Raw genomic sequence first — 10,738 nt, 5'->3', positions numbered from 1 at the left:
GCGGATCTGGTCCGTGTTCGCCAAGAAACGCGGCCTGACGCGCAAAGCAGGCCCGCCCGTCGATGACGATTTGGCCAGGCGGGACTTCACCGCGACAGCACCCAACCGGCTCTGGCTGACGGATATCACGGAGCACCGCACCGACGAGGGCAAGCTGTATCTGTGCGCGATCAAGGACGTCCATTCGAACCGGATCGTCGGCTACTCGATCGATTAACGCATGAAGGCTTCCCCGGCCGTGGCGGCGCTAGGCAACGCGGTGTCGCTCAGATCCCCACTGGGAACGGTGGTGCATTCGGACCGGGGCTCTCAATGTCGTTCCAACGCCTTCGTCCGGACCCTGAAGAGCAATGGCCTGACCGGGTCGATGGGCCGGGCGGGTGCGTGCGCCGACAGCGCCGCGATGGAGTCATTCTTTGCGCCCCCACAGAAGAACTTGCTCGACCGGCAGCGCTGGGCCACGCGGCGGGAGCTGCGGCTGGCGATCGTGACCTGGATCGAGAAAACCTACCACCGAAAACGCAGCCAGCGCCGCTTTGGCCGGCTAACCCCGATCGAGTTTGAGACCATGAATACCGGCCTCAAAGTCGCCTAGAAACACTAAACCCCGAGAGTCAACGAAACCCGGGGCAATCCCCTGGTCCTTTGGCTTTTGGTCGAGGGTGGTGGCTCAGTAGTGTATTTAGGTGGCAGTATTGCGCTGTTTTCTTGGGGCAGAGAGGTCTTCGGTCAACTTTTCGTCATTGTCATCCTTGAACGGATCCAGACGAGGCGCCGTCCTCGCTGGCGTCCTACGCACCAGCGGGCTAGCAGAATGCAAAGCCAACTTGACCATGTTACGACCAACATCATGCTTCCGAGCAAGCTCACGAGTTGAATGACTCTCGATCCTCGCATCTCGGCGTATTGCTGCGAAAACTTCCATTCGTGACTCCATCTTTGCCCTCCACTCTCGGAAACCAACCAGATGGTTCCAATGGTGTAGTGGGCCTAGATTAAACCGTCCCAACCAACCCACCGAGTCTCATGATGGACCTGATTCAAGCCGTCACACTGCTCTTCAATCAAACTGTCACAATCACAACGGATTATTAGGCCTTGCGGACCCTTACGCGGCAGGTGAGTTTGGACTGCGCTTGGAAATCTCATTTTGGAGAAGCACGATTGTATCCTCGATCTGCCCCACGATTCTCTGGTCGTTACCAATGGCTTTTTTCATGCCAGTGTTGCCCCTGAACGATTCTCCAAATTGGCTTCGCATAATCATCATGTTGTCCAAGGCCAGCAACAAGGAATCAAGATCCATCGACGAGATCTGTTCCGGCATGAGCGAAGATTCCTGAGATCGTCGCGAATACCATCGCCACCGAATCAGGAGTGCCATCATTATAAGCAGTATGCCGGCGCTGAAAATAAGACGCCAAGGCCAACCCAGGATTGTCATGCGGGACTTGCTCCTTGCCTTGCGAACTCCACTATTGAGCTGGCTTCCGGTTTAACTGACAAGCCAGGCTCAAAAAATCAGATCGCCAGTTCATTACCTGCGTTCACTGCCGCAAAATTGGTTCATTCTTTGCCAGCGGTGATAGACCGGTCAATCCCATCAAGTTCTCTCATGAATACGTCTCAGATCTAGCATGACCATTAAGATCTCTAAGCACAACTTCAAAGCCAGACGTGTCACTGTACCCAGGCACATCCAAACTCTCTCCGAGAGAGAAACATCGTCCTGCGGAGAAAGCCTGGGTGGCTTACTTTGGCATACTGCAGTCCACGGGTTGGCTGTTTCAACGAGCCCTTGCGCACCATCGTTGCCTTTCTTGCGGCGCCCCTCACAGACGCGTGAGTCCTAGGGGCAATTACATGCCATGACCACCGAAGCCCCACTTGTCTGCTTCCATGACTGAGACTATCCCTTGGAATCTGGCATTTCGTAGTGAGAATGGCATTGGCAAGTCGCCTGGGTGATCTGCCGAAAATGACTTCCCCAATCAGCCGCCCTCGGGATGGACAGGGAGTCTGGGCCGGGAGTTCGGAGGGAACAGTGGCCACGCAGCAACAACACTCGTTTGCCAATGATGCACGTACTGACACTCCGGCTCCCGAGCGATTTCCAGGGGGCGAGGGCCCCACTTTCCCGGAATGTCCATATTCGCCGGTAAAGGAGAATTCGCAAACGGCAGCCAAGCTGCCAGCCCCAGCACTGACCAACCTGATGCGCTTCTCCGAGACCTGACGACTGTAACCGGGGACCATCCGGGCTTGGTCAGGCGCAGAGATCTGATCGACGGAGAATTCATGATCCTCTGGCTCGCAGCTGGGGAGCTAGCGGCCGGTCCGACAGCACCTCTTCCGGACCTGCATACTCACGGTGAGCACATTGACGAGTCCGAAGGTGCTCATGCCTGGGATAACGTCGAGCCGACCACGGACATTTGGTTGATTCCTCGTGTTGATCCCAACGCTGGAAAAGCTCTGGTAGAGCGCGGGGAGACGAGGTTAGCTCCAACGGCTATGTCAATCCCTCAAAAGGTGTGAGCGGTCTTGCCGACTGGGCAGGTACCCTTTTCGCTAAGAGTCACTTGGGCGGAACAGCCTTCCCCGTTCAGGGGATCCCAGATGGACTTACTCCTTGGTACCGAGAACTCAAAGAAATCGCAGGACTCAAATTTGGTGGAGGCGGTAACGCTCAAATTGTTCTGGAATCCGAAACGTTCGACTGAGCTTGCGGATAGATCACCAAGGCAACGGAACATAGTTTTCCGGGCACCTAATGGCTCCCAGCGGGAGACCGCTAACATACGATGTCATCCGCGGACTGTCTAAGATCAAACCGGTTCGTATGGCTGGCGTTGCCCCGTCATTTCTGAATGCGCGTGCTCAACATAGTTTCGATCGTCTGAGAACGTGTGCCACTAAATCTTCCCGAACCTACCTTGGCAGTGGCTTACGCCAATTCGCTATGTTGGCCTCGATCCGTTCGGTGGGATTTTCGTCCCAACGAACCAGGAGCCCATGTGCGCGGAGCACTTCAGTGACCCGGGCACCTACCTGAGCGTCGGTGCGAGAAATCGCGGTTTTCCGTGCGTCGCTGTCGCCATTACGTGCGGCTTCAAGCAACGCGGGATCCAAATCTGCTGCTGGTCGCCAAGTTCTGTACGTCAAGCACAGAACTGACGGGTCTTGTCCTAGTCGTTCACCATCCTGCTGATGGAAAAATGTGTACGCAGATTCGTGGTGTGGATATCCTTCCGCGATCTCAGTCGGTGTTCTCTCATTGTCGATCTCATCCGTCCCGCAAGTGTTACAGCAGGTAAAATTCATGCGCGCGGCCACACCATGATTGTTCAGTTCCGCGAAAGCGGCCTCGAGTCGATGGTAGTCGGACAATCCGACCCACGAGCTCTCCTCAGACAATCTTTGAGTCCACACCTCGCCAGCAACCGTCCCTGGTCGATAATCCGTGTCATCAAGTTCCAAGGCCTCACGCACAAACTCAACAGCGTCTTTCTGGACCCGGAACCCTGGTAGAACAGCCTGCATAGCCAACACCCGCACCTCACCATCGGCAACACGGGACTGGGTCGCGGGTTCGACGGACTCGTCTCCGGCAATAGGGGTCGAACGACGGCAAAAAACGGTCTAAAAAGCTCATGCGCCTATTGAAACACCGATCCCACCAATACGAACTCAATGGCGATTTGAACCAAGAGTACGGCCACGCAGGAACCCACATCACCCCGGACTCCCACAGAGCGCCCGATCTATTCCCCGATCTGCAGCAGTGACTGGTCCTGGCAGGCAGGTCTACGATCTCCTCGCGTTGAGCGAAGGTCAAGCACCGGCCCTTCAAATCCCTGCCCCGGCGGAGACAACTGCCGCCGGTAGCTGCCAGAACAGTGCGGCCCGTGCGTCTACCGATGTTCGGAGGAATCTCTGCATTGGTGATGAAATCGCCCGCCTGCATCCCGGCCCGAAGGCCTGCAAAAGATTGGACCGGTACATGATCGAATACTTTGCCACGTCAACACCCATTCGCTAAGTGTTGCAGTCACCGCAAGAACCCAAGGAAACTTCAGCGGGTCGCTGCGGGGTTCCGCAATGTCGTGGGAGTGGCACCACTCTAGATGCGATCGTTGATGAACTCGATGCACGCAAGCCCAAATGATGGAGGTGATTGAACATCGCTGCAGCTCTACTTTGACTACGATCTTGCCTCAATAAGAACTCAGGACGTCGTAGGCGATATTATTTTAGTATGCCCTTCAGCCCCTTGCCGCGACGACCCATCGTTACTTTGTGGTTGCACAGCGGTCCACATCATGGTGCTTCGCGTGAAATATCGGCTCCTCTTTCAACGACAACCGAGCTCTCGGATGGAGCGGTTTATGCGCGGATCGGCCCCGTGTTGAGTGGTGCCGGGAGACGCAGTCTGGATGGTACTGTCGTTGGGCTCCCGACCTAGGGCTGGAAACACCGTTCTATGACTAGCTACGTATGATGCAAAGTAGTGCCTTGATTGAAGGCCTGCATTTGGGGTCTGAATAGTGATGGAACATGATTGCGCATTTAGCGTTCCCATGCGGACAGCCCCTTCGATCTTGCTGTCACAGTTGACTTAAGTGATTCAATGGTTCGGAGCCGGACCAGCTTACGGGTCGTCGTCGTTATTCTGGCGTGTGGCATAAAATGGCCATGTCCCGTACATCGGTCCCTCACCGGAGCGTGTGCAGAGGACTTCTGAAATTTCCGAAACAGCGTGGCTCTGCAGGAGCCATATTCCCATATAGGGTGCCCGACTTAATGCCCCGGGGCTAAACGGTATGCCCAAAACCATGACCAGACTCCTCATAGGATAAGCGCGCGTAACCACCAACGACCAAGACCTTACGGCTCAGAAGAACGCCTTGCTTGCCTTAGGTGCGTCACCGGAGAGAACCTGCACCGACCAGGGGGCGCTGCAGAATTGAAACGAAATCGTACTTTAGCGGAGGGAGTTCTGAAATTGTTGGAGTACGTCTGGGTACTTTTAACGTAGCGAACCCTGGTATGCCAATGAGCCAAAATTGGTCGTGACCTCATATGCTGGTGCCATGAATGAGACCGTCGCGTGGAATCTGGCCTTTCGTTGTGACAATGGCATTGGCAAAGCGCCGGGACGTACTGCCGAAGCCGCCCTTCCCAATCAGCCACCTGCGGGCTGGACAGGAAGTCTTGGGCCGGGAGTTCGGTGGGAACAGTGGCCACGAAGCAGCAGCACCCGCTTACCCATGATGCACGTGCTGACGCTCTGGCTTCCTTCAGATTTCCAGCGGCGAGGGACCCAGTTCCCTGGCATTGCTGTGTTCGCTGGCGAGGGGCAATTCGCAGACGACTGTAAATCTCCCATCCCCAGCGCCGAATCAGGCGATCTGTTCCTACGTGACCTCGCAGCGACCGAGGACCATCCGGGCCTGCTGAGGCGAAGAGACGTGATCGATGGCGAGTTTGCCCTCCTCTGGCTCACAGCTGAAGAGTTAGCAGCCGGCCCGACACCGCCTCATCCAGATCTGCGCACCCAATGTGAGAATGTCGACGAGTCCGAAGGTGCGAACGCCTGGGATAACGTCGAGCCGACGATCGATATTTGGTTGATTCCGCGCGGTGATCCAAACGCGGGCAAGGCCCCCGTGGAACTGAGCGGAGATGAGGTTGGCGCAGATGGGTATGTCAATCCCTCAACAGGTGGGAGCGGCCTTGAAGACTGGGCAGACCCGCTATTCGCATTGAGCCACTTGGGCGGAACAGCCTTCCCCGTTCAGGGGATGCCCGATGGTCTTACACCTTGGTACCTCGAACTCGAAGAAATCTCGGGGCTCAATTTTGGCGGCGACGGCAACGCTCAAATCGACCTGGAATCCGATACCTTCGACTGGGCTTGCGGATAGGAGCCACTGTTCGGTGAGGCCGTGCGGGGGACGGACGAGGATGGGTGAATCAGGTGTGGTTGTCGGGCGGTGGGGTAGCTGGGCGACCATTGGGGCGATGAGCACCTCCAGCGTGGTTGCCCCTTCAAGAGCCTATTCCACGGTTCAGGACGTTCCGTCATTGCCGTTGCCCGACTTGGCACTGTCCCTGGCAGGCGAAACGATTTTGTCGCAGCATGTCCTGGGCAGCCCCTGGCCCAAGCCCTTGATTTCTGTCCGTTGGCCACGCGGGGCTATGCTTTTCCATAGTCAATCCAGGGGAAGTCAACGGTCAAGCATGGATGAATCGCAGCTCAAGACCCTGTTGGTTGTCGCCCTGGTGGTGGCCTTCTTTGTTTACTATCGCAGGTATCTTCACGGGATATGTTCCGCTGACAGCCGCATGAATCGGCGGGGTGTCGATGCGGCTCGAAGCGCCGGGGTCCTCCTCGCAATCTTCACCTGCCTGGCGACACTTGCCGTGGCATGGGTTTGTTGGCAGATGCCGGTGAACCAGGGTCTTACCCCCTGGATCATTGGAGTAACGGCCATGCTGGGAGCCATCTGGGCCCAGAATGCGATGACCTGGGCCGCGAGGAATGCGTGAGTATCGACTGGTCACCGCTGACCCGCCCTGTCAGCCGGGGTGAGGTCACGGCTTTCATCCGGCGCCAACCCCGCATCCGGCGCTCCTCCTACATGTCCTGGTTCGAGATTGCTTGGGTTGTGACGCTGTGCCTGGCCGTAGCCACACTGATTTTTACCGTCGCCGCGGATGACGCCGTCGAGGCTGCACGGTCCATGCGGCTTCAGGCTGTCAGTGCCGTGGTGGTGATGCTTATGGCGGCCTGGACGGTCGCCCGCCGCCGGAAGCCCTACAAGGATGCCTTCCGCTTTGAACGCTTTGCTGCCGCAAATGGCTTCGGCTATTCACTTGAAGGCGGAACTCGCGCATTTCCCGCAACGGGATTTGGCAACGGCCGGGACGGCAACCGGCAGGACGTGATCATCCTGGGTCAGCCGCTTGGCCTGGAAATCGGAAGCTGCCGGTCTTTGACCGGCTCGGGCGACAACACCCGGCCCCGCACCTGGAAGTACGCGCAGATGCGGCTGCGGTCACCGTTTCCCCACATTGTGCTGGATGCAAAATCCAACGGTTCAACGCTCCAGGAGGAATTCGTCCGCGGACAGCGGCTGAACCTCGGCGGGGATCTGGACCGGCTTTTCACCCTTTATGCACCCGCCGGCTACGAAGACGACGTGCGGCAGCTGTTCACGCCGGAACTCACCGCCCACCTTGCCGGGGTACTGCAGGCGTGGGACGTGGAAATTATTGACGACATGCTGTTTCTGTTTTCCGACGCTTCCGCGGCGCAGAAGCCCGCCGCAATCCGGGGCCTGGTGGAGGGCGCCGCAACCCTCGCTGGCCACGTGGCTGCATGGGGAGAGTGGCGCGACAGCCGCCTACCCTCAACGGAAGGTCTTCTGCAGGCCCACAGCACCCCTTTTCCGCGAAAGTCCCACGTCGCGCCGCAGGGACAACGTCTCAAGACCCGCCTGGGATGGGGCACGTGGATCATGCTTGCCGTGATGGCAGGTGGATTCGTCGTAGCCATTCTCAAGGGCTTGGGAGTCCTGGCGTCCTAACATCGCGTTCTGCCACAAGGCTACCGTGCAGGGATGGCAAGTTCTGGGCGCTAGCTGCAATGAAGCGATCAGTAACGTTTAGCTTTTGTTGCTGTTTGAGCTGTTTGTCGGTCTTGGGGGGTGAGGAGGACCGGTGAGAAAATTCGTGCTAAGGACGTGCCGGTGTTGATTTCTTCAAGAATGGTGGAATTCTGTGAGTCCAAGCGCTGTCCGGCCTGCCCGTTAGATGGGGCGGTAGCAGGTGGAGCGTGCTACGAAGAGGAGTGCGGCTATCTCAACTGTGGTGTGCAGTCCTGCCTGGTGAACTTGGGGTCGGGGGAGTCAACTTCAGAAGTCGGCTGCACAATCTCAGTACTCGGACGCACAGCCTTGGGGCGCCCGCAAGGGGAACGCTCGGCGGGACGAAGGCAAAGCAATTGACGTCGGTTGTGAACTAATCTGGGGCTAGGCTCTGGGGCGAACCCCGTGTGCTATGTCCGAATTGAATATTCTCACGTTCCGAACATGCGCCCTTGTGTCGCTGCCTTGGCTCGTATTCTCGTGGGATTGTTTACGCCGACCGTGTTGTTTCGGCGAAGATCTCGCGGAGTTGTCTGAGGTCAGTTCCCCAACGATCCTCCGCGTCGTCTGCGCAGAGAGATTCCGGGGTGAACTCGCCATCAAATCGATACCAGCTCGTACAGTAGCCGAAGCCTGAGTCACTAGTGATATCAAGTCCTCGGGCCTCTACTAGCTCGAGCAGTCCTTCGGCGACCCTCCACTGCGACCCATCAAACCAGAAAACGCCTGACGCAGCAGGCATGGCGGCTGGGCCATCTCCCATCATTAGAAAGCCATCATCTTCCGACATCCCTCGGACCGGTGTCAGGAGGGTCTCTGGAAGGCCAGTGTACATGCCCATCTGGGCAGCGACGTCGTAGTCCCCGTATAGATTGAGCTTGCTCTCGTGGTCGAAAACGAGCAGCATCGCCTGGCCATCTTTGGAAAATGTCCAGACCGCCCAGTCACCGCTGCCACTGTCCCAGCCAATGAGTTCCACCCCACCGCGATTCAATCGCTCAGCCGCAGATATTCGTTGCATAACATGCGCCCGTCGCCGCACCTCGCTGAGGTCGACAGAGTTGAGTCCAGACCATTTAATCTCTCGCATATGGAAATACTAGACGATAAGAACCAGGGCCTTGAGGGTGAGAAACAAGATACGGAGTTTGAGTCGCAATGAAACGGTCTGCCACGTTTAGTTGGTGGAGCGGCAGCCCCATTTGCAGTAACGGTTGGCGACTGAGAAGGATCCATACTGAAATTCACGCTAGTGGATTCTGCCTTGATACAAGATACCTTGCTCGAAAGCTACGCGTCCCGTGGCGAAACCTCCTGCGGGACAGGGGCATGCCAGTTCTTGTTGAAATAGTGCCGGGTACTCGGGACCTGTCAGGTTCAGCGCCTTGATATCCGGGTCAGTGATCATGGGGCGCTGATCCATTAATACCAAGAACCCCCTATGAACGTGTTAGATGCTCGCTTCCGTTGGCAGACCAGCGCGGTCTAGTGAGACGGAGATTGTGCTGTCAATGATCTACCACTGCGGATTCTTGACTAAGAGGTGCGACAGTGTCCCCGTCGCGGTGGCCTGCTTCGGAGACGGGCTCAAGGACCAGGGACTGGCCGCGAATGAGAACCGGCTCTTGCGGCTATGCAGCAGCTAGAGAATCTGGTCTGTATTCGCCAAGAAACGCGGCCCGACGCGCAATGCAGGCCCTCCCGTCCACGACGACCTCCTCCAGGGGACTTCACCGCAACGGCATCCAATCGGTTCTGGTCCGCGGGCACTACCGAGCACACCAACGACGAGGGCACGCTGTGTCTATGCGCGGCAAGAAGACGTCTGTTCTAACCGAATTGTCGGTTACTCGATCGAGTCACGTACGGAGGCCTCCCTAGCCGTGACGGGGCAGCGAAATGCCGTGTCCCTTAGGTCCCCACTGGGAACGGTGGTGCATTCGGGCTGCGGTTCTCAATTTCGTTCCAACGACTTCGTGCGCACTTTGAAGAGCAACAATGGGCTGACTGGGTAGATGGACAGGGTGCGTGCGTGCGCCGACAACACCGCCTTGGCCGGCCAGCCCCGATCGAGTTTCAGACAATGAATACAGGCCTCAAAGCCGCCTAGAAACACGAAAGCCTGAAAGTCACTGAAACCCGGGGCAGTCCCGTCCAGCGTTTTGGGGTGGTGGCTGTTTTGTTTAGTCCGCGATCGTATGGTCGTCGAGGCCTTTGGTTTGGTGGGCACCCGCGGCCCGGGTCATTCTCAGTAGAGCCCAGCACATGCCACAAAACGCTGTTGTTCCGATGATCCAAGGGCCTAGCTCGCTAAGCGGGGCAAGGGCCGTAGTGGCGAGGACCGCGGCCACAAGGGCAAGGCAGGTCAGCGCGGCGGGCAGGAGGCCGGCACTTCGGGCGGCCCGGAATGCTGTGTTGTTTAGCCGGCCGGACGGGGAATAAATCTTGGTCAGATACCGTCTAAAGAGCACAAAGAACACCGCTATGGGCACGAGCATTATCAACCAGTTCACTTGTTGATCCACGTTAGGTGTCCTCTTTCCTCATCATTTTTCCGGGCTTTTGTCAGTGTATGTCAGCCCGACAGGCCGTGCGCACATGGTCAGGCGCTGTCCTTCATAGGCAGTTCTCCCAGAAACAGAGAGGAGTAGGAAGGAGCACCCCCAATGGTCGATGCTCCTTCCTACATTCTTGTTTCTAGGAGTGGTTTTGCGCTGAACTCTCAGAGGAGCCTAGTGCTTGGCCGCCCGTCGACGTTGCATTGTCCCGGCAACTATAACGCCAGTGCCCAACAGAACGACGAGTAGTGCGCCAATACCCAGGGTGCCGGCCCCGAACCCGGTGCTGGCGAGCGGAATTGTTGTAGCGGCGGCGGTGGGTGTTGCCGATCCTGTCGACGGCTGGGGGGTTGGTGGGGCTGAGTCTGTCGCCGTGGGGGCGTCAGTTGGTGTTGTCCCGGCGGTGACGGTGATACGAATCGTGGCTTCGCCTGCGACCCCTTCAGCGTTAGTCACACGATACTTGACGTTTTCGGCTGTTCCTGAGAATCCTGCGGTGGGAGTGAATACTACTTTTCCGTTGGACAG

At 57.5% G+C, this 10,738-nt stretch carries 7 protein-coding genes and 2 pseudogenes; 5 read left to right on the top strand and 4 right to left on the bottom strand.

Annotated features, from left to right (window positions below):
• A pseudogene (locus tag CXQ94_RS12405) lies at positions 1-595 on the top strand (IS3 family transposase); the annotation flags it as partial.
• A gap of 513 nt (positions 596-1,108) precedes the next feature.
• Here the strand turns inward: CXQ94_RS12405 and CXQ94_RS12395 are convergent.
• Entirely contained in the window at positions 1,109-1,444 is a 336-nt protein-coding gene (locus CXQ94_RS12395; RefSeq protein WP_104090555.1) for a hypothetical protein, read from the bottom strand.
• Between the two features lie 3,649 nt (positions 1,445-5,093).
• Here CXQ94_RS12395 and CXQ94_RS12375 point away from each other — a divergent pair.
• The 3 genes from CXQ94_RS12375 (at position 5,094) to CXQ94_RS12365 (ending at position 7,592) form a co-directional block, all read left to right on the top strand.
• Entirely contained in the window at positions 5,094-5,927 is an 834-nt protein-coding gene (locus CXQ94_RS12375) for a hypothetical protein (protein WP_146070304.1), read from the top strand.
• 316 nt (positions 5,928-6,243) lie between these two features.
• The gene (locus CXQ94_RS12370) at positions 6,244-6,552 is read left to right on the top strand and encodes a hypothetical protein (RefSeq protein WP_104090547.1); all 309 of its coding nucleotides are present in this window, start codon (positions 6,244-6,246) and stop codon (positions 6,550-6,552) included.
• A complete protein-coding gene (locus CXQ94_RS12365) occupies positions 6,549-7,592 on the top strand; it encodes a hypothetical protein (RefSeq protein WP_104090544.1) in 1,044 nt (347 codons plus the stop codon). Before CXQ94_RS12370 ends, CXQ94_RS12365 begins: the two co-directional genes overlap by 4 nt.
• A gap of 550 nt (positions 7,593-8,142) precedes the next feature.
• On the opposite strand, the gene CXQ94_RS12355 is transcribed toward CXQ94_RS12365, so the two are convergent.
• Complete coding sequence (locus tag CXQ94_RS12355) at positions 8,143-8,742, bottom strand: hypothetical protein (RefSeq protein ID WP_146070303.1); 600 nt, start codon at positions 8,740-8,742, stop codon at positions 8,143-8,145.
• 508 nt (positions 8,743-9,250) lie between these two features.
• Here CXQ94_RS12355 and CXQ94_RS23075 point away from each other — a divergent pair.
• Positions 9,251-9,664: pseudogene (locus CXQ94_RS23075) on the top strand (DDE-type integrase/transposase/recombinase); the annotation flags it as partial.
• A gap of 171 nt (positions 9,665-9,835) precedes the next feature.
• On the opposite strand, the gene CXQ94_RS12345 reads toward CXQ94_RS23075, so the two are convergent.
• Together CXQ94_RS12345 and CXQ94_RS23070 are read right to left on the bottom strand one after the other, a co-directional pair.
• The gene (locus CXQ94_RS12345; protein ID WP_146070302.1) at positions 9,836-10,165 is read right to left on the bottom strand and encodes a hypothetical protein; all 330 of its coding nucleotides are present in this window, start codon (positions 10,163-10,165) and stop codon (positions 9,836-9,838) included.
• A 219-nt stretch (positions 10,166-10,384) separates the two neighbouring features.
• Positions 10,385-10,738 carry a hypothetical protein gene (locus CXQ94_RS23070; protein WP_258067056.1) on the bottom strand — a complete coding sequence of 118 codons (354 nt, stop codon included), beginning with the start codon at positions 10,736-10,738 and terminating at the stop codon, positions 10,385-10,387.

It is taken from the genome of Arthrobacter sp. GMC3, assembly GCF_002929305.1.
In the GTDB taxonomy this organism is placed as follows: domain Bacteria; phylum Actinomycetota; class Actinomycetes; order Actinomycetales; family Micrococcaceae; genus Specibacter.
The sequence above is the reverse complement of the archived record's forward strand: the minus strand, read 5'-3'. Positions and strand labels throughout refer to the sequence as shown.

What these genes read in the sequence shown, in the direction of transcription:
- CXQ94_RS12395 (WP_104090555.1), bottom strand. Translation starts at nt 1,444, where the DNA reads ATGACAATCCTGGGTTGGCCTTGGCGTCTTATTTTCAGCGCCGGCATA.
- CXQ94_RS12370 (WP_104090547.1), top strand. Translation starts at nt 6,244, where the DNA reads ATGGATGAATCGCAGCTCAAGACCCTGTTGGTTGTCGCCCTGGTGGTG.
- CXQ94_RS12355 (WP_146070303.1), bottom strand. Translation starts at nt 8,742, where the DNA reads ATGCGAGAGATTAAATGGTCTGGACTCAACTCTGTCGACCTCAGCGAG.
- CXQ94_RS12375 (WP_146070304.1), top strand. Translation starts at nt 5,094, where the DNA reads ATGAATGAGACCGTCGCGTGGAATCTGGCCTTTCGTTGTGACAATGGC.